The organism is Rhizobium sp. B21/90 (genome assembly GCF_019355815.1).
Taxonomy (GTDB): Bacteria; Pseudomonadota; Alphaproteobacteria; order Rhizobiales; family Rhizobiaceae; genus Rhizobium; species Rhizobium rhododendri.
This window is the reverse complement of record NZ_CP072164.1, coordinates 163,173-185,254: the sequence shown is the minus strand read 5'-3', so window position 1 is coordinate 185,254 and position 22,082 is coordinate 163,173. Positions and strand designations below refer to the sequence as shown.

Sequence of the window (22,082 nt, the reverse complement as noted above, 5' to 3'; positions counted from 1 at the left end):
TGGCCGAACGATCACTCATGTGTCGACGCTGAAACGACTTCCTCGGCCTGCTGAGCTGCAAGCATCGATACCGTTAAGGGAACGAAGGGAGGCCGCGGATTGAATAGGCCGACCTCGCCGGCGGTCAGACCGGCGACGGACTTCACCAGTTCGTGCACCGGGTAGCCGCACTGCCTTCCCTGACAGGGACCCATGCCCGCGCGTGTAAAACTCTTCAGCTGGTTAGGGCCTCGGCAAGCGCCACGGACAGCAGCTTCCCTCAACACGCCCGCGCTCAACTCTTCGCACCGGCAGACGATCGTTGCGTCGTCAGGCTGGGTCCGCGCAATATTCGGCGGATAGACTCCATCCAGAAATCGCCGGAACGCCTTTTGCCCGGCATGATGTGCCCTTAGCGGTTTTGTCTCGGCATCCGCCTGAGCGGCCGTCAGGGCGCCGTCACGAAGAAGGATACCGGTCGCGGCGATCTCTCCTTCGATCTCGGCATTGACGGCGCCGCCGATCCGAGCACCGTCCCCGGCTATGTACAGTCCGTCCGGACCTGCGTTCATCCACTCGTCGCGCTCAAGCCGGAACGCTGACTGGCCGACATCCCACATCAGTTGCGCGCCAACCGACACCGCCAACTGATGGCTTGGCACCAGCCCCTCGTGAACAAGAAGGGATTTGACCTCCAATCGGTCAGGCCTGCCGTTTGAAGTTTCGAACCGTACAGTTTCCAGTCGTCCGCTTCCTTCGGCGCTGATTTTGACCACGTTGCGTACGTGCCGAATGCCACTGAACTGCGGTAACCAGGCAATCCCTTTCAGGATTTGGCCGGGCTCCTTTAGCGCCCCGCGAAAACCGCGCAGCGAACGGCTGATGAGACCCCGAGGGGTCGTATCGAGATAAGCGACGGGCTTTGTCCCGGCGAGCCGCATCTGCTGCATGTATAGTAGGGGAAGAGGTCCGCTCCCGACCACGGCAACTGGCCCCCGTGGCAGTTGGCCCGCCGTCTTAAGGAGAATCTGTACGGCGCCGACCGTCATGATGCCGGGTAGCGTCCAGCCGGTGAACGGAACCGGGCGTTCCTGTGCGCCCATAGCGAGCAAGAGATGCCGTCCCATGACAGAACGAATTTCTCCACCCTTTACATATTCCACCGTCCAACCCTGGCTGAGCCTGCTTACCTGAGCCTCCGGAATGTAGTCGGCGCCGCAGGCCAGGAATGCTTCGATTTGCCGGATGCCGCGTCGATATTCCGCCCCCAGAACGTTTATGACCGGGCTCGTCGCGTTGCGGCCGGCATTACGCCAGATCTGACCTCCGGGCTGTGATTGCGAATCCAGCAAGACGACGGATAGGCCGCCGCGCACAGCTCGCCTCGCGGCGGCCATGCCAGCGGGGCCAGCTCCGACGATCAACAGGTCGGCGCTCGAATGATGGTTCATTTCAGCCTCTTCGGATGGTCATGACGTTCGACCCTCATGCCGGCGTGAACCGTTTGCTGACAGCTTCGAATAGTGCCGATGTCTTCGACGTGCACGACACATTCGAAACAGACGCCCATCATGCAGTAGGGCGCCCTGGGCTGGGCGGAAGGAAAGGAGGTCCGCGTGTGGATGTCGTCCAGACGCAGAAAGACGGCGGCCAGAGGCTCTCCATCGCGAGCGGTCACGAGACGACCGTCGATGGTGATTTCCACGGCTTGGCCGGAGGGAAAGAGAGCTTCACTCGTCACGCCGCGATCCCCATCTTGAATCTGCTGCCGCGGAAAGCGTCGTAGGATGGCTCCCTTCCATCGGCTGCCAACCATTCGGCAAAAGGACCTGCATGCAGAGCGGCAAGGGTGACGCCGGAATGGCATGCGACGACATGGATGCCGGGGTATCGCCGCGACCGATCGTAGACCGGCACCCCGTCCGGGGTCAGCACGCGTAGTCCCGCCCATTGCCGTATGACACGCAACGCGCCAACGTCAGGCATCACATTGATCGCGCGATTGGCGATATGACGCGCGCCGCCAGCTGTCACATCGGTAGACCGGCCCACACGTTCATTCGTAACGCCGAGCTGAAACGTGCCCGTCATGGTCTGACGGATACCGCTGGCGGCGTAAGGGAAGACCGGGGCGACCCGTTCCGTGATGAGAAGCTGCCCCTTTTCCGGGACGAGCAGAAGTGGAAGGTCTAGGCTCTTGGCAAAAGCCATGGAGTCATTTCCCGCTGCAATAATCACCCGCTCCGCTTCTATCGTGAGGCCATCCGTTGCCAGTCGGAAGCCACCAAGCGTGGGCGCGATGCTGTCGACGTGTTCGCCCGTCACCAAGGTTCCACCGAGGCGCACAAATCCCTCCAGCAAAGCGCGAAGGACCAGGAGAGGATTGACGTCACCGTCCATATGACTGAACGACGCTGAACACACCTTCGGTCCGAGACGGATGTCGGGAAGCATGCGCTCAAGGCGCGAGCGCTCCAGCATCTCGAAGCGATAGTCAGGATGAATGGCAGCCATCTTCTCGCCGATGGCTTTTTCTTCTTCCGCCTGAGCTTCCGACACACAGAAGAGCAAACCACCGTTGCGGCGGTACTCCACGTCGACACCTGTCAGTTCTTTCAACTCGGATGCAAAATCTGGCCACAGCTCGGCGCTTTGCCGCGTGATGCGATGATATTCAGGATATTCGTCGCCCTTGCCCTGAACCCAGATCAGGCCGAAATTCGTTCGGGACGCACGCAGCGCATCGTCCGAGCCATCGATGATGATCACCCGGCGTCCCAACTTGGCTAACCCGTATCCAATTGCGGCGCCCACTACGCCGCCGCCAACAATGGCTGTCTCGAACTCGTGATCCATTTAACCTTCTCACAATACGAAGGCTTCCGTGCCCGGGCGAAACGTTCGATCCGTGGCCATTAGCCCCCAGTGAGCCAGACGCATCCTTCAATCCTCGTGCGGTCGGCTATACAGTCTGTCCAGCTGTCGCCGTTTGACGGCCAAGTTTTGAGGACCTTCTTTGCTTCGGTTTCATCAGTCTTGAACAGATGATCACCATGTGAAGCGGGTCGATTGCAGATCTGGCTATCTTGGAATTCTTGCCTTCCAGCTTAGGGATAAGGCGTTGCCGTCCATGCTGCAAGGGCAGTAATAGGTATGCGGCGATGTTCAAATGTTATGAAGGCGGCACGGTCCTAGGGCCGTCGCGAGCCACAGGACGCGACCGGTTAATCTCAGTCACCTTCATCGCCCTCAGTTTCTATAAGCAGGCGAGTCTCATCCGTTCCGATTGATTGCCGTTGCCAATCAATCGGTGGGATATGCAAATTCTCCAAACGGAGTGAGCAGCGTATTCATCGCTGAAATATCGCGATGATCACTCCAGGACGGAGACAGGTTTCATGCAGATCAGAACAGATCGAAATACCCCGCAGGCCGACCAACTGAAGAAGCGAGGGTGAGCGGCAGATGCTTAGAATCGGCGTTGATATCGGTGGGACGTTCACAGATTTTTGCGGGTGGCGTGAAGGAGAGGACAGGATCGTCACTCTGAAGGTCCCTTCGACTCCTCCCGCTTTCGAAAACGGTTTCCGTGAGGGATTTGAAAAACTACTGGAACGGCTCACGCCCGAGCCGGGCGAGGCAGCCTTCGTCATGCACGGCACCACGGTCAGCACGAATGCCGTAATCGAGCGAAAAGGGCCGAAGATCGCGTTCTTCGTAACGAAGGGATACAGGGATCTGCTCGAACTGCAGCGGATCGGCGTCCGCAACCCTCTGAACATGTTCGAGACCCGAACCAGGCCGCTGATCGATCGCGAAATGGTTTTCGAGGTCGAGGAACGATTGCTGCGCGGTGGCTTGGTTCGAACCTCGATCGACGAGGCCGCAGTCGAGGCACTTGCCCGTCGGGCAGCCGACGCAGGTGCTGCCGGCTATGCGGTCGCGCTGCTTCACAGCTACGCCAACCCGCAGCATGAAAAAGCGGTCGCGCGGGTTATCCGTAAAGCGGTCGGCGAGGATGCCGAAGTCAGTCTGTCCAGCGAGATCTGGCCGCGGATCGGAGAATACGAAAGAGCGATCGTCAGTGTGCTCAACGCTTTCGTGAAACGCCGGATGAACGAGTATATCGGTGCGGTCGAAACCTATGTGGCTGAACGGCTGCCGGGGTCGCAACTTTTCGTCACACGCTCGAACGGTGGTGCGATGGCCGCCAGTGAGGCGCGCAACTTCCCTGTGCATACGCTTCTGTCGGGTCCGGCGTCTGGCGTGACGGCTGTGCAATATCTCGGCCGCGCCTTGGGCGAACATAACATCCTCACCATGGACATGGGTGGCACCAGCACTGACATCTCGCTCGTGCGCGATGGCGAAGCTCTGACCTCGACTTCGGCCGAGGTGGGTGAGTTTCCGGTTGTCATGCCAGTTACCAGCATCGAGGCGATCGGCGCAGGCGGCGGTTCGGTCGTCACGATTGATGGCGGGGTGTTGCGTATCGGCCCGCGCAGTGCTGGGTCCTATCCTGGCCCTGCCTGCTTCAGCCGAGGCGGCACGGAACCCACGCTGACCGATGCCTTTTTACTTGCGGGCTATTTGCCTGAAGCCCTTCTTGGCGGCGATATGCAGCTCGATCGTCATGCCGCCGAACGCGCTATGGCGCCGATTGCGGAGACTCTCAAGACGGACGTGCTCAGCGCCGCGGAAATGTGCGTCACCGTCGCAAGCTCGAACATGGTGGCCGGTGTCTTGCCTTATCTCGCACGCCAGGGCGTCGATCCCGAAGATCTGACGGTGCTCGTTTACGGCGGAGCTGGCGCGATCCAGGGGCCGCTCCTTGCGGCCGAGATCGGCGTGAACCGCGTTCTTGTGCCGGCGACACCTTCCGTATTCTGTGCCCTCGGGGGCCTTGTCTCTGATTTGAGCAAAGACGCGCTCGAAACCGTCCACGGCCTTGATATCGATGGTTCTCTCATCGCGAAGAAGTTTCAGGTCCTTCGCGAGCAGGGAGCCGAATGGTTATCGCGGCAGGCACCGCCGGAGCGTCTCGTGTCGAAAACGTTCGAGTGCTGGGCTGAGATGCGCTACGTCGGGCAGTCCTTCCAGGTTGACGTGCGGCTGCCGGATACGGCGATCGAAGCGCACGACATTGCCGCAATGCATGCCGCCTTCCACCAAGAGCACGAACGCATCTACAGCCATGCCGACAAAGCGGCGCCAGTCGAATTCGTCGACCTGCGCATGCGCGTGCGTGGATCGATGTCGATACCTCAGCCCACAACACCTGAAACGTCCGGGGCTGGCGGTGCGCTCAAAACGGTTCGTTCGATGCGCTTCCACAACAAACTCATTCCCGAGGTACGCGTCTTCGATCGCGCATCTCTCACCCCCAACGATGCGATCCAGGGGCCGGCTGTCATCGAGCAGCGTGATGCGACGATCGTCGTTCCGCCAGAGTTCGTTGCCCGCGTCGGAGCCTTTGGCGCAATCCTCATGACCCGGAGCTGATCAATGGATGCCGTTCGTACTGCCGTCATGAACAATCGCTTCAACGCGATTGTCGAAGAAGCCTCTGCCGCGATCTACCGCACCGCCCACACGACTTTTGTTAAGATCGTGCAGGATTACCAGTGTGCGATTGCGACCGCCGAAGGCGAAATGTTCGCTTATCCGATGTTGTCTGGCGTCAATGTCTTCGTCGGCTCCCCGTTGAAGCCGACGCTGGATGCCATCAGCCGGGAGAACCTGAAGCCAGGCGATATCATCATCACCAACGATCCCTTTGCCACGGACGGTCTGGTGACGCACCTGATGGACGTTACGCTGCTTTATCCGATCTTCTTCGACGAGAAGCTGATCGCGATCGGCTGGGCATTTGTCCATGCGTCCGATATCGGCGGCGCCGTTCCAGGAAGTATCTCGCCAGCCTTCACGGAAGTATTCCAGGAGGGCCTCCGTGTCAGGCCAATGAAGCTCTACGAAGGAGGGGTGTTGAACGAAGCGATCAAGTCGATTTTCCAGGACAACAGCCGAAGTCCGACCGAGTTGTGGGGGGACATTCAGGCCATGATCTCGGGCCTGAAGAGCATGGACCGGCGCGTCAGCGAGCTTTGCGAGCGATATGATCGTGAGAGTGTCGAGGAGGGGATGCAGGACGTCATCAACTACGCGGAGACCAAGGCCCGCGCGGTGATCAGGACGATTCGGGACGGTGTATATACCTTCTCGGACTATCTTGAAGGGATCCATGATGGTCAGCTGGCCTATTTCAGCGTGACCATGACGGTGAAGGACAGCGAGATCGAGGTTGATTTTACCGGCACGGATCCGCAATTGGCGGCCGCCTACAACCTGGTAACGGGGGCAACCACCCACCCCTACATTATCCAGTGCCTTTACGCCTACATCCTGACCGTTGATCCGCTGACGCCGCGCAACTCCGGTATCTTGCGGGCGATCCACGGCCATGCTCCGCGCGGCACGGTTCTCAACGCGGTCTATCCCGCATCCGGCGGGTCTCGTGCTGCATCAGCGACACGCGCCTACGACGTTATCCTGGGGTGCCTCAATCAGGCACTACCGGAGGGCCTTGCCGCAGCCGGTGGCGGTATGAGCGGGGTTATCGTCGTTTCGGCTCCCGATCCTCGTACAGGCCGTGACCGTGTCAACGTGGTGGGTACGATCGACGGCGGCGGCGGTGCCCGCCGTGGCGTTGACGGCCTGGACGGATCGGAAGTACGTTACTCACAGCGCAGCGTGCCAGTCGAAGTCATCGAGATCGAAACGGTGCTGGTCATGCGGGCGCTCCGCCTCGTGCCGGACAGTCGCCGCGCGGGAAGATTCACCAGCGGCGCAGCGCTCGAAATCGAAATGGAAAACACGTCAAATCGCGCGGTCATAACGGTCAGAAACCTGAACCGGTTTGTGTTCGCGCCGTGGGGCTTCAAGGGGGGAGAGATCGGTCTTCTGGGTAAGGCAGTCGTCAATCCTGGCCGACCCGATGAGCGATCGGTCGGCAAGATCTCGGTTCTGGAGCTCGGACAGGGCGATATTCTCAGGATCACCAGTTCCACAGGCGGGGCGTTCGGCGAACCTCTTGAGCGGGATGTGGCGGCGATCGCGCGCGAGATCGAAAACGGCATGCTTTCCCCGGAGCGGGCCGCCGACGTCTATGCTGTCGTCTTCGACCGGGACGGTAAGATCGACGAGGCGGCGACCGCGGAACACCGCCGCGAACGCGGGAACCGAAGGTCAGTCGACTTCAATTTCTGCATCGAACGCCAGCGTCAGGACCTGGTGTGGTCGCAGCAGACACGCAGGGAACTGGCATCGCGGGCACTGACCTATGAACAGCGCATCCGCAGCCAGCTCGTCGATCGCGTTCATCACCGCCTGTTGGCGAAAGGTGAGCGGGTCGATGCCGTGAAACTGGATCAAGTCATCGCCGAAGAAGCCGGCCGGTTGTAGCGGCGGTGGTCTTGTGATCGTAAGCAGTTAGTGTGAACGGTCGTCAGAAAGTGCGGCTATTGGAAGGGACGCCTCCTCCAGGAGGCATCCCTTGTTCATTCAGGATTTCACAAGCGCCGCTATTTTCGCGCTGAAATCAGGTTTTGCGCAGCCAACGTCGCAAACTCGACGAAAGGCAGTATCCCTGGAACCGGGCAATCCGGATTCCAGCCCACGGCCATTGAAATTTCGACGGACATATCGTCCACAACTCGGGTAACAACGCCGTCGGGGGCCATCGCAGACACCCACTCCGGCAGGAACGTGATCCCGACGCCGGCAGTCACCAGGGCCAGAGCTGTATTGGTGTCGGAGACCGCTATGTCGTTCTCGATCAGCAGGCCGGCGCCGACAAGTTGTTCGTATACAGTCTCAAAACACGATAGCTCGAAGCGCTTGAGCGCGAAAACACCGTGTCCGGCGAAATCTGATAATTTCAACGCGGTTTTTCTCGCAAGTACCGATTGGCGGGGCATGACGGCAACAAATCGTTCCGACAACAGGTGCTGAAACCGTACCAGATTGCTGTTGGATGGCGGTCGCATCAACCCGACATGGAAGTCACCGCGCTCGATCCCTCGCAGAAGCTCTATGGAATCGACCTCTTTGATGACAAGCCTAGTCCTGGGAAACCTTTGCCGGAAACGGCTCAAGATCAAGGGGAGCAATTGACTGGTGGCCGGGCTGATCGCTCCGATGATCAGCTCTTCTCCGCCGGGACTGAGACCGCCGGCTTCCAGCTTGGCATTGAGGATCGCCTCGTCGATTTTCAAAAGGATCTCGCGCGCGTGATCAAGGAATGATGCTCCCGCACGCGTCAGCTCCACGCGCCGCGTAGAGCGGATGAACAGTTGCACCCCCATAAGCTCTTCAAGCCGCTTGATCTGCTGGCTGAGCGTTGGCTGCGACATGTTCAGTCGGATCGCGGCTCTGCGGAAATGTAGTTCTTCAGCGGCAACGACAAAACAGCGGATGCTTCCAATTTCTATTTGATACGACATCTCCGCTCACCAATACAAAGCGACGTAACATTCAAACCCTAAGATTTGAATGTTACGTCGACATTCGCCCGAGCGCACTCTTTCGATCGGTAATCCAACGGGGATTTCCAAGTTCTAATGCGTCTCCACGGCCTTCGGAGCCGTTCCGCCCACCCGGGCGCGCATGTGCGGATTGAGCCACCACTCCGCCAGAATGACCAGGCGGCTGACAATGAACGTGATGAACAGGTAGATCGCACCGGCGACGATGAACACTTCGACCGGGCTGTAGGTGGCCGAGATGATCTGCTTCGCCAGACCGGTCACTTCGACGATAGTGATTGTCGAAGCAAGCGACGTCGATTTGATGATGAGCATGACTTCGTTGCCATAGGCCGGCAACGCTTGCCGGATGGCGATCGGGAACACGATTCTCCTAAACTGGAGAACTGTGGACATGCCGACAGCGCGCGCCGCTTCGATCTGCCCGAGAGGAACCGCCTGTATGCCGCCCCGGATGATTTCGCTGGTATAGGCCGCGGTATTGAGGGCCAGAGCGAGGATCGCACAAAACCACGGTTCGCGGAACGACGACCACAGACCAATTTCCGTGAGAAACCCTCTGAACTGAGCCGACCCGTAGTAAATCAGGAACATCTGCACCAGAAGTGGGGTCGATCGGATCAGGTAGACGTAGCCGTATGCTACCGAAGAAACGATGCGGTTTTTCGAAAGCCGCATAAGCGCGACAGGTACCGAAACAACAAATCCGATGAGGAGCGATATGAACGCGAGCGCCAGCGTCGTGGGGACGGCAGCAATGAGTTTGGGGAACGACTCGATGATGAGTTGAATATCCATATTATTGGCTCCTCACACCGCGGTTCGCCCACTTTTCAGCTTTAAGAAAGCCCCGATTTGACACGGAGGAAAGAAGAAGGAGGATCACGAAGGCGGTGATATAGAAGGTAAAGGGCTGCTTCGTCGAACCTGCCCCCATCGCTGCTGTCCGCATGATTTCGACCAGGCCGACAACGGAAATTAGCGACGTGTCCTTGAGCGTGAACTGCCAGACATTTCCAAGGCCTGGGAGGGCGAACCTAGCCGCTTGTGGGATCAGCACCCGCCGCAGCCGCAGCCACGGACCCATCCCAATGGACTTCGCCGCTTCGATCTGGCCGGGGGGAACAGCGAGAACGGCAGCGCGAATGACCTCGGTGGCATACGCTCCGGCACTCACGCTGATGCAGAGGACGCCGATCACGAAGATTGGAGGCTCAATGTACCCCTCGTATCCGAACAGTCCATTGGCGACGGTGCGCAGGAGTGTGCCGCCACCGAAGAATACCAGAAAGATGATAAGCAGTTCAGGCACCCCGCGAACGACCGTCGTATAGACGTCACCGAGTAGGCGTAGCGACCAGAAACGGGATAGCTTTGCGGCAGCAAAAAGCGAACCAAAGATGATTCCGAAAAAGTACGAACAGGCTGCGACGACAACAGTCATCATCGCCCCGCGCACCAATTCATCGCCCCAGCCGGCATCTCCCCATTGCAATAGTGTCAAGTCCATCGACCACGCCTCAAGCTTGCTAAACAGATAGAGCGCCGGCCACACGAGTGCCGACGCTCCTATTGAAAGTAATTACTGCTTGGGAGACGCGTCGTAACCGAACCACTGTTGAGACAGCTTCTGAACGGTCCCATCGGCAATCGCGGAATCAATTGCTTTGTCGAACAAGGCTTTGAGATCGGTATCCTCTTTGCGGATGCCAACGCCGACACCCTTGCCGAACACTCCCCCCGTCATCCTCGGACCAAACATCTTCAGGTCCTTGTTGTCAGGCTTGTCCGTTAGCGGCTTCAGGAAGCTGACCGAAGCCAGGCTCGCGTCGATACGGCCGGCCTTCAGATCCATTACGACATTGTCGATGGTGTCATAGGTGGAAATCTGCACGCTCGGCATCATTTGTTTCATGAACGCTTCATGAGATGTACCGGCTTGAACGCCAAACTTCACGCCCTCGAAGACCTTGGTGAACTTATCCAACTCGGCTTTCTGTTCGGGGGTGATATTGTCTAGCGGAAGGTTCTCGATTGCCGCTTGGGTTTTCAGAAGCGGGCTGTCCGCTGTCGTCAGGAACATCATCGGCGTGAGGAGATACGGGCGGGAGAACGAAATGACCTTTTCGCGCGCCGGCTGGATGCCCATCGCTGCCATAATGGCATCGTAACGACCCGCGGTAAGGGAAGGTATGATCCCGTCCCAAGCCTGCTCGACGAATTTGCATTCGATGTTCATGCGCTTGCAAAGGTCGTTTCCTAGATCGATGTCGAAGCCGATCAGTTTTCCGCCCGCATCCTTGAAGTTGTACGGCGCGTAGGATCCTTCGGTTGCAATCGTAATGCTCTTGTAGTCCTTGGCCTGTGAGGGGCCTGCCGCGACGAGGACGCCGGTCACAACTGCCGCAAGCGCATTTAAGTTGAAGAATTTCATAACGTTCACCTCTGTTGCTGTTATTTTTTATTTCGAGTGTTGACTCTTCTGCGCGCTTGCGCGCTCACAGAACGCTGGAGAGAAAGGCCCGACACCTTGGTGACGTCGGGTTCTGGAACACTTCTTGCGGCGTTCCCTGCTCTTCGATTTGCCCCTTTTCGAGGAAGAGAACCTTGCTCGATACGTCGCGAGCAAAACCCATTTCGTGCGTCACCACGACCATCGTCCGCCCCTCCTCGGCGAGCTTCCTGATCACCTTCAGGACTTCACCCACCAATTCCGGATCGAGGGCAGAGGTTGGTTCGTCGAAGAGAAGCGCGCTCGGTTGCATAGCCAGTGCGCGTGCGATGCTGACGCGCTGTTGTTGCCCACCTGACAATTGAGACGGGTAGGCGTCGTGCTTGTCGGCAATACCGACCTTGTCCAGGAAATCCATTGCACGGTCGCGCACGTCGCCCTTGGGCTGCTTGAGAACGTGTACGGGGCCTTCCATGACGTTCTGCAGGACAGTCATATGCCCCCACAGATTGAAGCTCTGGAACACCATCCCGAGTTGCATCCGCATGCGTTCGATCTTTTTGCGATCGACTCCGACCAATCGGCCGGCCGCATCGGTTTTGACGACAACCTCCTCCTGCCCGACCGCGATACGGCCCTTATTCGGCGTTTCGAGGAAATTCATACAGCGAAGGAAAGTACTCTTACCGGAGCCGGAGCTGCCAATTATCGAAACGACGTCACCCTTATTGGCCGTGAGTGAAATCCCCTTCAGAACTTCGAGCGTTCCGAAGTTTTTATGCACGTCTTCTGCCACCAAGGTGGGTTGAGTAGCGTCCATTCGCGTTCCCTTGTTTTTCATTCCTAATCTCTTGCAATGCAGCGGAAACTCTCACGGCAGGACAGCCGAGAATGACGCCGCTGGCATCTGCCAGCATTTATTTTCAACGATGCAGCACGTGTTAACATGCCCGCCGAAGTGCAATTCGAGATTAGGACCCAGTTTTCTATTGTTACTAAAAGCTTGCCTTCCATATCGCAAGGGCAGTAATAAGTATGCGCCCATGCGCATATGTTATGGAGGGGACAATGATTCAATCGCGTCAGTTGGAAGCGTTCCGGGCTGTGATGCTGACGGGAGGTATGACGTCTGCAGCTGATCTTGTGAGGATCACACAGCCCGCAATTAGCCGGCTGATCAGGGATCTCGAAGACGAAATAGGGATCAGCCTGTTCGAGAGAACGGGCAACCGCTTACGACCCACTCGTGAGGCCGGTATTCTGTTCAAAGAAGTGTCACGACACTTCAACGGGATTCAGCACATCGATAAAGTCGCTTCCGAATTAAGGAAATCTCACATGGGCTCGTTGAGGGTGGCCTGTTACACCGCGCCGGCCCTGAGTTTCATGTCTGGTGTCATTCAGTCAGTCATCGCCGATCGACCCGATGTATCCGTCTACCTGGACACGGTCCCCTCGCAGACGGTCTTGGAACTGGTCTCGCTACAACATTACGATCTTGGAATATCGATACTAGCCGGCGACTATCCCGGACTTACCGTCGAACCCGTCCCTTCGTTTCGCGCCGTCTGCCTACTGCCGCCAGGCCATCGTCTCGAAGAGAAGGAAACGGTTCATGCGACGGATCTTGAAGGAGAGTCGTTGATTTGCCTCTCTCCAGTGAGCCTCCTGCGCATGCAAACAGACGCGGCGCTTGATAGCTTCAATGTTCATTGCACCCGAAGAATAGAGAGTAGTTTGGCGCTGAACCTCTGTGATCTGGTGAGCAGGGGGTTGGGGATTGGCATCGTCGACCCGTTCACTGCCGACTACTACAGTGCCAATCCGATTGTTCAGCGTTCCTTTGATCCAGTCGTTCCCTATCATTTCGCTATCGTCCTTCCGACCGACAGCCCGCCGCCTCGTTTGGTTAGCGAATTCCGGGCAGCGTTGCTCGACGCTTTGAAAGCCTTGCCCTATGAAACCATTTGATCGTCAGCTTTGACGCCATTGATCAGTCATCTGGGGTCTTAGCCCGGCATCGTGGTCGAAAGCCTGCGAAGATCGCTGTGGCCGCTTCCGGTGTTGCCGGCAGCGAAGAGGATGCTCAGACGTCCGCATATCTCATAGATAAGCTCCAGGAAAGACGATGTCCTGATCGACAAGGACATTGAACTTATAGCCAGGGCGAATTTCAAGCGTCGGCTGAACATCCATGTTCCGTTGGATGGTACGATCAGCTACCCGCCCGAACGTCTCGGCGAAATTCCGCCGCGCCGCATCCGAGGCCGTGTCCTGGGTCGCGAGGGTCGAGCTTTCCGGAACGGCCATGTCGATCCCTGTTCCGATCAGGGCAATCATCACCGCCGAGCCGAACGTTTTCAAATAATGGTTGTTCACCTTGTCGCTGAAACCGCCATATCCTTGCGCATCCGTCCCCGACATGCCGGCGATCTGTAAAGTCGAGCCGTTCGGGAAGATGATGTCGGTCCACACGACGAGAACGCGTTTCTGTCCGAAGGAAACCTTGCTGTCATAACGGCCAAACAGCTTCGTTCCTTGCGGAATGAGCAGATGATGCCCTGTCGCGCTGTCGTAAACGCTCTGGCTCACCTGGGCGGTGATCCGGCCGGGAAGATCGGAATTGATGCCCGTGATCAGTGTTGCCGGAATGACCGAACCGCGCTTTAGCTCGAAGGGCGATTGTTGGGGCACGACACGGTTCGGCAAGTAGCCAAGCTCTTTCAAGTCCGCGTTGAAGAAGTCCTCCTTGGCGCCTTGGGCAGTGGGATCAACGTTTTGACCACCGAGCCCGGCGCGCAATGCGGCCGCATAGAGATCGGGACCACTTGCCGTGTTTGTCGACGTCGTTGCGGCTCTTGCTTTCGTGTCCGCGGTCGCATCATGCGTTTCAGCACGCCCATCCAGTTTGCCGCGATCGATGGCAAGCGGCGCATCATAGGCAGCGTTGTTTGCCTGCAGGCGGGCCATCCGCTGGCGCTGCTGCTCACGCAGAAGCTGCTCCTGTTGTTCTCGCTGAAGACGGGCACGCCAGACCCCTTCCGCTTCGAGATCCTGACCGCGCTGCTGCACCTCGTGTTGCCCCGGCTGCGGCGTGAAGGGATTGCTGGCCTTTTCATCGACCTGTTTTGTTTCGACCGGCGTCGGCTGGAAGGTGGTCTGCTGCTGTGGCTCGCCGATGATACCGTCGGTGACGCCGCGTTTGATCTGGTCGGCAAACGTCGAGGCGGGGTTTCCCGAACTTGTCTCCGGGCCGCCTTTACGTGTGGCCGCACACGACCACTGGCCAAGATGGTTTCCGCAACTCGTGTTCCTAACAGACTTGCGACCCTTGACGGCCACCGGGCAATGCGGAGTTTCACGCGTCTTGGATCGATCGATCACACCATCTGCTTTCTCTTGCAAGTTCAGAGCATTAGATCAGCACGGTAGCATTCATATCATGCTCACCGAGATGGCCAATCTCCTAAACCGCCTGTGTCTGTCCTTCTGCCCGTCTGTACCTTTCGCCGCTCACCATGAGCTTCCAGGCGATGCGGGCGATCTTATTGGCGAGCGCTACAGCCACCAGCTTTGGTTTCTTGCGTTGCAGGAGTTCAAGCAGCCACTGGGTGGTATGTCTGCTTCGACCTGCCCTGACATATTGAAGAAGGGCGGTTGCTCCAACCACCAATATGCTCCTGAGCATTTCGTCGCCAGCTCGGGTGATCACCCCGAGCCTACAGGTTCAGGTGGTGCAAGAGGGTGCACGTTGCGCACCCTCGTGCACTTAGATTCCATGAGCATCACCGCGGACGCGAACACGCTCGTCAAAATCCCGTGTCAGCCGATCCATGTCATTTGCGACCTTCGGCAAAATCTCTCGTAGCGTTGCGTTACTCACTTTCGGTAAATCGGATTGGGTGCTCCGCGCCTCGCTGCCTGCAGTTCCTTGCTCTTCCGTCGAGATTGCGTCAAGTTCCGGAGTTTTCTCGCGATTGGTTTTTATCCGTTCGGACAAACGGATGATTGAGGTCTCACCATCGACGGTGGCTTGGACGTGCAATGGTTCGGGCGATTTCAATAAGTCTTCCTGCTCAGCGTGGCTCGCTTCCGTACTCTGGTGAAGTTCGAGCGCTTCGGTCTGCACGATCGGCTTGACCTCGCCACGTGCTGCTCGAACTTCCTGACGCTTTGCGATCCGGTCGAGCGTGGCTGCATAATCCGGCAAAGCCGGGAATTTGTCCTGGTAGAGCTCGCTACCGGACTTGCCCAGTTGGCTGGCCAAGATGTCCCTGTCGGCCGTATCCGCACGTGCGGTGAAGAGTTGCGTCCGCTCGTCGGCCTTGCTCAGCAAGGCGCTGTTGGCGTTGATACCATGGGCAGCATTGTGCAAGAGATAGACTTGGTCAACACGTTTGCCATCATCATGTCGGGTGAGTTCATAGGCGGAGCCGATGATTGTCGTCGGGCCTTCGATCTTGTAGCCCTTAACGCCCCTATCGCCCGGCTCGCCGGTGCTGGCCTCGAAGGTCTTGCTCTGACTGCTGCCATCGGGTTTGAAGGTAACGAATTTGCCGTCGACCTTTTCGATCCGGCCAGCTTCGCCCGCAACGAGATTCCTATAACTGCTGGTGACGCTGAGCCTGTCGCCGACCCTGAAACGAATATCCTTGTTGTTAAACGCCTTGAAGGTGACAGGGTCGCCGCTCAGGCGGCCGGATGCGAGACCCCGCTCTTCGATCTCCTTGGCCAGTACATCCACATCGACGCGCCGGTTGGCATAGAGCATGCGGACCTTCCCGGGATCGGCGTTAATGTCTCTTTCGTAAGCATTCGCCATCGCTTTCAGGGCAGACCCTGCATCCGCATTCTCGACAAGCGAGCCGGTTGCGACCAATGTTTCCACGAGCTTCTTGTGATCACCACCCTGCAGGGCTTCGACGACATATTTCTGACTGTCAGGCGTCCAATGACTCGCCTCGGCGGACGTCTGGTGCGCCACCTCTATTTGGATAGCGGGTTTTTCTTCGCCACGCGCCGTCACACGTTCCTGACGTTTCGCGATCCGGTCGAGAGCGGCTGTGTAATCCGGCAAGGCCGGGAATTTGTCCTGATAGAGCTCGCTATCGGACTTGCTCAGCTGGCTCGCCAAGATTTCTCTATTGGCCGTGTCGCTGTGCAAGGTAAAAACCTGTGTTCGCTCGTCAGCCTTGCTCAACAGCGCGCTCGCAGCATTCAAGCCGTAGATGGGATTGTGCAAGAGATAGACCTGGTCAACACGTTTGCCATCATCGTGTCGGGTGAGTTCATAAGCGGAGCCGATGATTGTCGTCGGGCCTTCGATCTTGTAGCCCTTAACGCCCCTATCGCCCGGCTCGCCGGTGTTGGCCTCGAAGGTCTTGCTCTGACTGCTGCCATCGGGTTTGAAGGTAACGAATTTGCCGTCGACCTTTTCGATCCGGCCTGCTTCGCCCGCAACGAGATTCCTATAACTGCTGGTGACGCTGAGCCTGTCGCCGACCCTGAAACGAATATCCTTGTTGTTGAACGTCTTGAAGGTGACAGGGTCGCCGCTCAGGCGGCCGGATGCAAGGCCTTGCTTTTCGATCTCTTCGGCAAGTCGGTCGACATGGTCAAGCTTGTTGGCGTAGAGAGCGCGGACCTTCTCAGGGTCTGCGCTGATGTCTCTTTCATAGCTCTGCGCTATCGCTTTCAACGCTGAAAAAAGGTTTGAGTTCTCGACAAGGGAGCCGGTTGTAGCCAATGTTTCCACCAGCAATTTGTGGTCGCCGGCCTGCAAGGCCTCCAGGATTGATTTCTGATTATTGAGCGTCGCATGGTCAGCATCGAGCGGCGTTTGGGACGCCAGTTCTACCGGGGCGGAGATTTTCTCCTCGCCACGTGCTGCTCGAACTTCCTGACGCTTTGCGATCCGGTCGAGCGTGGCTGCATAATCCGGCAAAGCCGGGAATTTGTCCTGGTAGAGCTCGCTACCGGACTTGCCCAGTTGGCTGGCCAAGATGTCCCTGTCGGCCGTATCCGCACGTGCGGTGAAGAGTTGCGTCCGCTCGTCGGCCTTGCTCAGCAAGGCGCTGTTGGCGTTGATACCATGGGCAGCATTGTGCAAGAGATAGACTTGGTCAACACGTTTGCCATCATCATGTCGGGTGAGTTCATAGGCGGAGCCGATGATTGTCGTCGGGCCTTCGATCTTGTAGCCCTTAACGCCCCTATCGCCCGGCTCGCCGGTGCTGGCCTCGAAGGTCTTGCTCTGACTGCTGCCATCGGGTTTGAAGGTAACGAATTTGCCGTCGACCTTTTCGATCCGGCCAGCTTCGCCCGCAACGAGATTCCTATAACTGCTGGTGACGCTGAGCCTGTCGCCGACCCTGAAACGAATATCCTTGTTGTTAAACGCCTTGAAGGTGACAGGGTCGCCGCTCAGGCGGCCGGATGCGAGACCCCGCTCTTCGATCTCCTTGGCCAGTACATCCACATCGACGCGCCGGTTGGCATAGAGCATGCGGACCTTCCCGGGATCGGCGTTAATGTCTCTTTCGTAAGCATTTGCCATCGCTTTCAGGGCAGACCCTGCATCCGCATTCTCGACAAGCGAGCCGGTTGCGACCAATGTTTCCACGAGCTTCTTGTGATCACCACCCTGCAGGGCTTCGACGACGGATGTTTGTGAAAAATGACGCTCGTTGCCTGTAGAGCCGGCGTCTTGCACGTCTTGGTCATTCGAAGGCATAATTTTTTCTCCTGAGTCTTCGGTCGATCGGTTTTCTGAAAAGTTTGAGAGGGCGTCCGTTGATGACGATTCCCAATTTGGTTCCTGAACATCTTGCTGGTGGGCTATGGAACCAACTCGGGAACCGGCAGCACTGGTGTCGGGATCGAGCCCCGCATAGGTCGGTTGAATTCCGTTCGCGAGGGATCCTCCCAAGTTCAATCGTTCGACTAGGGAGGTGATATCTTCGACAGCCTCGGCAGAACTGATTGAGCGCCGCGCCATTTTTTTGTGAGGTTCAATTTCTTCCTTCGTCGCGACGCGTTTCCTTTTCTCGACCGCAGTCTCCGGTTTTGTATCCGCTGTGATCCAGGGCCGCTGTCCTCGACGGGCTGAGGTGTTAGCCGGCAATCCTGGCCCATAGAATTCCGGCTGCATCCGCTCTTCAGTCGTGATGACGGACGCCTGGGATGCCTCTAAATCAATGGCCCTTTGGTAAAGGGGTGTGCTTTCCGGCATATCCACGTCCGTTATGGATGGCCCGTGAAACTGGTTCTCTCCAACGGAGCTCTCTTGCGTGGCCAGGGATGAACGAGGTGTCGTTGGAAAGATTTCCATCCTGCCGGCCGGCCTCAGCAACTGCTCGTTCGAAATCGAAGAGCGCTCCTCTAGGGCTATGTGTTCGGACACTAGGAATTGAATGGAGTTATTAGGTACGATTTGCTGAGTGAGCTTTTCACTGAGAACTTGAACGTTCTTTGCCACGAGAGGAGACGCAATGACGTCGAGGCGACTGCGATGCCTTGTCAAGCCGACATAGGTCAGCTTATCTGAAAGAGCACCGTCACAGAGGAGGATGGCGTGATCAACTGTGGCCCCTTGGCTCTTGTGAATTGTAGCAGCGTAGCCATAGGTAAAGCCTGCAAACTCATTATCGGTCCAAGTGACCGTGCGCGAAGATCCGTCAAGCCGTGCACTGATACGGACCGTCGCATTTGTGCCAATATCACGTCCGGAAGGTTCTGCGCTATGCAGTCCGACTACAGTTGCAAAAGTACCATTCCGAATATCAGCCTGCAGACGGCTCTCACTGAATAAGATTCTGTCTCCTAAGGCGAGATTGATTTTTTGCTGGACCCGCCTCGACGACCCATCATCTATTTGAAATTCAGAATCTCCCCCATCTATCAGGCTTGACCACACGCTCATTTGCTGGTCTTGCAATCCCGATTTATCGACGAAACTCTGATGGAGAGCGATATTGGCGCGGTTAACACTCCTGTTGGAATGTGCCATGACAAGACGATCATCCACCGGGTATTGATCGCAAACTCTATTCATCTCCCCGAGCATGCGGTCGATGATTTGGTCTGATGCCCTTACGTTTGCGCCGCGAGGGCCAGCAGATACGAAACGGACATGGCCCGTTTGTTGGAGCGCTGTCAGATAGTTCCCGACAGCGCTCTGGGCATCGTTTCGTATGTCACGTCCGAGCTTTTCAGTTTCTAATCGCGACCCAGCATCGAGTTGTCGAAGCGGCTGGACTAGGTCATAGCAACCGGCTTGCTGCATAATGATCGGCAGCAGGTCACCGGGTCCAACCGGAGGCAGCTGACGATCATCCCCCACGCAGATGAGTTTCGGCCTTTCGGTTGGTTGGTAGGAATCTGCACTTGCGATCTTGTCGATTAGCTGCGCAATCTCCTGCGTCTTGACCATTGACATTTCGTCGATGACGACAATGGTATTTTTTCCGACGGTCCGATCTTTGGCCTTAAACGTCGTGGCGACGTCGCGAAGCCCTTTTTTACGAAGCTCCTGAGCGGCACGGTTGGTAGGTACGAAGGCAACCAACTTTATTTGCTCGGCCGGGAGCCTATCTTCGTTGAACCGGTCCACCGCTTCGTTCAGGGCTCCAAGTACACTTGTTTTGGCGGAACCCGCCACGCCCACCATGGTGGCAGCGCGATTAGACCTGGACAGGTAATGCAGCGCTCCTCTGAGTTCCGGTGTGAAAAAGCCTCTGTCGGCGACCATATCAACAATGGTACCTGGAACGGCGAAGCTTTGTTCCGCGGACAGGTTGCTGACATGCCGTATAATATTCTCTTCCGCATTTCTGAGCTCGGTAGAGGTATAGAGAGGTTGGCCATCGGGCGATTCGAGCTGGGTAAGCATGTCGCTTGCGATGACCTGCTGAAAAAGCCGGTCGATTTCTTGTGCCGGTCGCTTGAAGCGCGTGAGCGCCCGGGTCGTTGAAATCTTGAGCTGGTCTTGTCCGAAGACCGCAGTGCGGTTGGTGGCGTGGTTTACGACCCATTCCGCAATATTGCTCCGGTCCAGTGGGTTACTGGACTGGCGGAGTTCCGCCTGCGATCGCGCGGGCACAGACGTGTCAACAGCAGCCATTCCGGGATCGGACATTATAATGTCATCGACTGGCATGCTTACCACTCCTACTCTTCTCACTTTTCAATCCGTTGAGTGATCATTCACCCGAGCATGGGCATTTCGGTAGGTGCTAATTCAAAACGCAACAAGTATCCGCTGCAACCTCAAAGCCGGTTGGAGGGAGCATGGTGATCATCAAAATCCGGAAGCACGGGCTCGCTGTGTCGCGCGGCCTTCAAGTATTCTTGACGAAGGATTGAATTCATTGACCTCAGATGAAAAATCTTTTCTACGATATTATCCATTGGGAGAACTATAACTCGGCATCAAGCAATTTCTACATATCGGCGCAGTCAAAATCGCTACAGATGAAACTTAGGATGTTTACATTTAAAGGCGACGAATTGCAGCTTTCTGAGCGGTAGCGTCTGGATCTGAGCGGCGCGTTGCCGGCGGTGAAGACGATCTGTCCGTCGGCGCGCATGCGCAGGACTTCGTGCGGCTGGATCAGCGGTCGCGCCGCGAGCTGCTTCGAGCGTGTTCGCGACGATCCCCTCGCCTAAGAACTGCGGCTGACCTGATCGATCTCGACCGTGGTCATGCCGCAGCGTTTAGATATGTAGTCGGCGGTCTCCGGATCGTTGATCGCGGCGAACGAGATCCAGCTGGCACTCTCGAACCACTTGCTCGAAGCCTCGCGGTCGCCATAGGTCTCGCGCATCTGGGCGATCGACTGATAGATCATCGCGAGCGTGATCCCGTATTTGCGGCCGGCGTCGCGCGCGGTCTCTATGATCGCATGTAGCCGAGGCGCTCGACCTCATCGAGGAGAAACAGCGCGCGCCCATTGAGCTGTCCGTCGCGATTGTAAATCGCACTCAGAAACGAGCCGATGATGAGTCGCACAAGACCCGAATGGGTCTCCAACGTCTTGAGGTCGATGTTGATGAAGACGTCGGCCTTTCCCGCGTCGATGTCGCTTGTCGAGAATTTTTGGCGGGACACGCGCGCGGCGTAAATTCGGATAGGAAAGCCAGTGCGTTTCCTTGACAGTATTGGCATAAACGCCCGAGAAGGTTTCCGGTGTCATGTTGACGAAGGCAGCGACGTTCTCCTTCACGAACCCTCGCGATCGGCTCGCTGGGTGAGTTCAGGCCACAGACGTGCGAAGGTGGGAAGCCGCAAGCTCGTCAGCATGAGCGGCAGCTTTGCGATGTCGACAGATGCGGTGTTCATTGTACTGTCCCTCCTGTCAGCAACCGGTCGTAGGCCGCGGCTGTGGGTAGAACGGCATCGATGCCCGGAACCTGTTGGTCGGCGACATCGAAGCGCACTTCCAGAGCTGCCAGATCAGGCAGTTGCCTGGCATCGAGGCTGTCTTCCAATGCCAATGCGAGTTCGGCTTCACAGGCGTTCGAGTGGGCAAGCCCGAGCAAACCGACCATGATTTTGCAGGCAGCGCGCTGGTCGAGGGCTCAGATATGACTGCCCAAGTCTGGGCATAGGCCGATCGAGGGAACAACTGGTCGCGATAGACGAGATTGGCGAACGCCTGTGGCTTGCGGCGAAGGCTGTGAATGACGTGCCGATAGTCGACGACGTGGCCGCCTTGACCGTTCCCACGGGAGGAAGGTCGTCCACGCGGAAGCGTGAATACCCGGACTTGCCCCAAGATAGCATTCCAGGCGGTCGTTATAGAGCCGAACCCGCAGGCGATGGCCGATATAGGTGGAGGGTGCGGTATAGAAGACCCGTCGCAAGGTGAAGCCGCCGGAGGAGGTCACCACAACGACGGTCAGTAAAAGCCCCGAATGTTGGTCGCGATCGCACTGGCCAACAAGATGGCGCGCACGGTCTGGGCATTGCTGACAAAAACATGAGGATTATCGAGTGCCGGCACAGCCAGCAACATGATGAAGGTGTTGTAGGTAACCTAATGTCGGAAAAAGGGGTGTGAGAAGGCGACGACCCGAATGGGCAAATGATCGAAAAGATCTGGATCGGG

14 protein-coding genes and 3 pseudogenes are annotated in these 22,082 nt (G+C 57.4%); 4 read left to right on the top strand and 13 right to left on the bottom strand.

Annotated elements, in window-relative coordinates; all coding sequences use genetic code 11:
* Window positions 1-11: 11 nt before the first annotated feature.
* Genes J5278_RS26850 through J5278_RS26840 form a run of 3 tightly spaced genes read right to left on the bottom strand, consistent with a single transcriptional unit; the run spans window position 12 to window position 2,835 of the window.
* Window positions 12-1,430 carry an NAD(P)/FAD-dependent oxidoreductase gene (locus J5278_RS26850; protein WP_219259430.1) on the bottom strand — a complete coding sequence of 473 codons (1,419 nt, stop codon included), beginning with the start codon at window positions 1,428-1,430 and terminating at the stop codon, window positions 12-14.
* The gene (locus J5278_RS26845) at window positions 1,427-1,720 is read right to left on the bottom strand and encodes a (2Fe-2S)-binding protein (protein ID WP_111221715.1); all 294 of its coding nucleotides are present in this window, start codon (window positions 1,718-1,720) and stop codon (window positions 1,427-1,429) included. The genes J5278_RS26850 and J5278_RS26845 overlap by 4 nt, the downstream gene beginning before the upstream one ends.
* Window positions 1,717-2,835: an FAD-binding oxidoreductase gene (locus J5278_RS26840; protein ID WP_111221714.1), complete on the bottom strand. Its 1,119-nt coding sequence runs from the start codon at window positions 2,833-2,835 to the stop codon at window positions 1,717-1,719. Before J5278_RS26840 ends, J5278_RS26845 begins: the two co-directional genes overlap by 4 nt.
* A gap of 609 nt (window positions 2,836-3,444) precedes the next feature.
* Here J5278_RS26840 and J5278_RS26835 point away from each other — a divergent pair.
* Both J5278_RS26835 and J5278_RS26830 read left to right on the top strand, forming a co-directional pair.
* Complete coding sequence (locus tag J5278_RS26835) at window positions 3,445-5,481, top strand: hydantoinase/oxoprolinase family protein (protein ID WP_209186623.1); 2,037 nt, start codon at window positions 3,445-3,447, stop codon at window positions 5,479-5,481.
* Window positions 5,482-5,484: 3 nt separating this feature from the next.
* Window positions 5,485-7,440 (top strand): hydantoinase B/oxoprolinase family protein, encoded by a 1,956-nt coding sequence (locus J5278_RS26830; protein WP_209186624.1) that lies wholly within the window; start codon window positions 5,485-5,487, stop codon window positions 7,438-7,440.
* Window positions 7,441-7,559: 119 nt separating this feature from the next.
* Here J5278_RS26830 and J5278_RS26825 read toward each other — a convergent pair whose 3' ends face one another.
* The 5 genes from J5278_RS26825 to nocP all read right to left on the bottom strand — a co-directional run bounded on the left by J5278_RS26825 (window position 7,560) and on the right by nocP (window position 11,794).
* Window positions 7,560-8,480 carry a LysR family transcriptional regulator gene (locus J5278_RS26825; protein WP_012654955.1) on the bottom strand — a complete coding sequence of 307 codons (921 nt, stop codon included), beginning with the start codon at window positions 8,478-8,480 and terminating at the stop codon, window positions 7,560-7,562.
* A gap of 114 nt (window positions 8,481-8,594) precedes the next feature.
* Complete coding sequence (gene nocM, locus J5278_RS26820) at window positions 8,595-9,320, bottom strand: nopaline ABC transporter permease NocM (protein ID WP_012654956.1); 726 nt, start codon at window positions 9,318-9,320, stop codon at window positions 8,595-8,597.
* 1 nt (window position 9,321) lies between these two features.
* Window positions 9,322-10,032 (bottom strand): nopaline ABC transporter permease NocQ, encoded by a 711-nt coding sequence (gene nocQ, locus J5278_RS26815; RefSeq protein ID WP_219259428.1) that lies wholly within the window; start codon window positions 10,030-10,032, stop codon window positions 9,322-9,324.
* Window positions 10,033-10,104: 72 nt separating this feature from the next.
* Window positions 10,105-10,956: a nopaline ABC transporter substrate-binding protein NocT gene (nocT, locus tag J5278_RS26810; RefSeq protein ID WP_111221711.1), complete on the bottom strand. Its 852-nt coding sequence runs from the start codon at window positions 10,954-10,956 to the stop codon at window positions 10,105-10,107.
* 64 nt (window positions 10,957-11,020) lie between these two features.
* A complete protein-coding gene (nocP, locus tag J5278_RS26805; RefSeq protein WP_111221710.1) occupies window positions 11,021-11,794 on the bottom strand; it encodes a nopaline ABC transporter ATP-binding protein NocP in 774 nt (257 codons plus the stop codon).
* A gap of 248 nt (window positions 11,795-12,042) precedes the next feature.
* On the opposite strand from nocP, the gene J5278_RS26800 reads away from it, so the two are divergent.
* Window positions 12,043-12,945: a LysR family transcriptional regulator gene (locus tag J5278_RS26800; protein ID WP_209186625.1), complete on the top strand. Its 903-nt coding sequence runs from the start codon at window positions 12,043-12,045 to the stop codon at window positions 12,943-12,945.
* 132 nt (window positions 12,946-13,077) lie between these two features.
* Here J5278_RS26800 and trbI read toward each other — a convergent pair whose 3' ends face one another.
* From trbI to J5278_RS31805, 5 genes and pseudogenes are all read right to left on the bottom strand, one after another.
* Window positions 13,078-14,358 (bottom strand): IncP-type conjugal transfer protein TrbI, encoded by a 1,281-nt coding sequence (trbI, locus tag J5278_RS26795; RefSeq protein WP_257623505.1) that lies wholly within the window; start codon window positions 14,356-14,358, stop codon window positions 13,078-13,080.
* 82 nt (window positions 14,359-14,440) lie between these two features.
* Window positions 14,441-14,695: pseudogene (locus J5278_RS26790) on the bottom strand (IS110 family transposase); the annotation flags it as partial.
* A 48-nt stretch (window positions 14,696-14,743) separates the two neighbouring features.
* On the bottom strand, window positions 14,744-20,131 hold the full coding sequence (locus tag J5278_RS26785) for an ATP-dependent RecD-like DNA helicase (protein ID WP_209186626.1): 5,388 nt from the start codon (window positions 20,129-20,131) through the stop codon (window positions 14,744-14,746).
* 283 nt (window positions 20,132-20,414) lie between these two features.
* Window positions 20,415-21,200, bottom strand: a pseudogene (locus tag J5278_RS26780) (type IV secretory system conjugative DNA transfer family protein); the annotation flags it as partial.
* A gap of 109 nt (window positions 21,201-21,309) precedes the next feature.
* Complete coding sequence (locus tag J5278_RS31805; RefSeq protein WP_111221707.1) at window positions 21,310-21,522, bottom strand: hypothetical protein; 213 nt, start codon at window positions 21,520-21,522, stop codon at window positions 21,310-21,312.
* A 357-nt stretch (window positions 21,523-21,879) separates the two neighbouring features.
* Here J5278_RS31805 and J5278_RS31355 point away from each other — a divergent pair.
* Window positions 21,880-21,991 (top strand): annotated as a pseudogene (locus tag J5278_RS31355) (IS110 family transposase); the annotation flags it as partial.
* Window positions 21,992-22,082 lie beyond the last annotated feature (91 nt).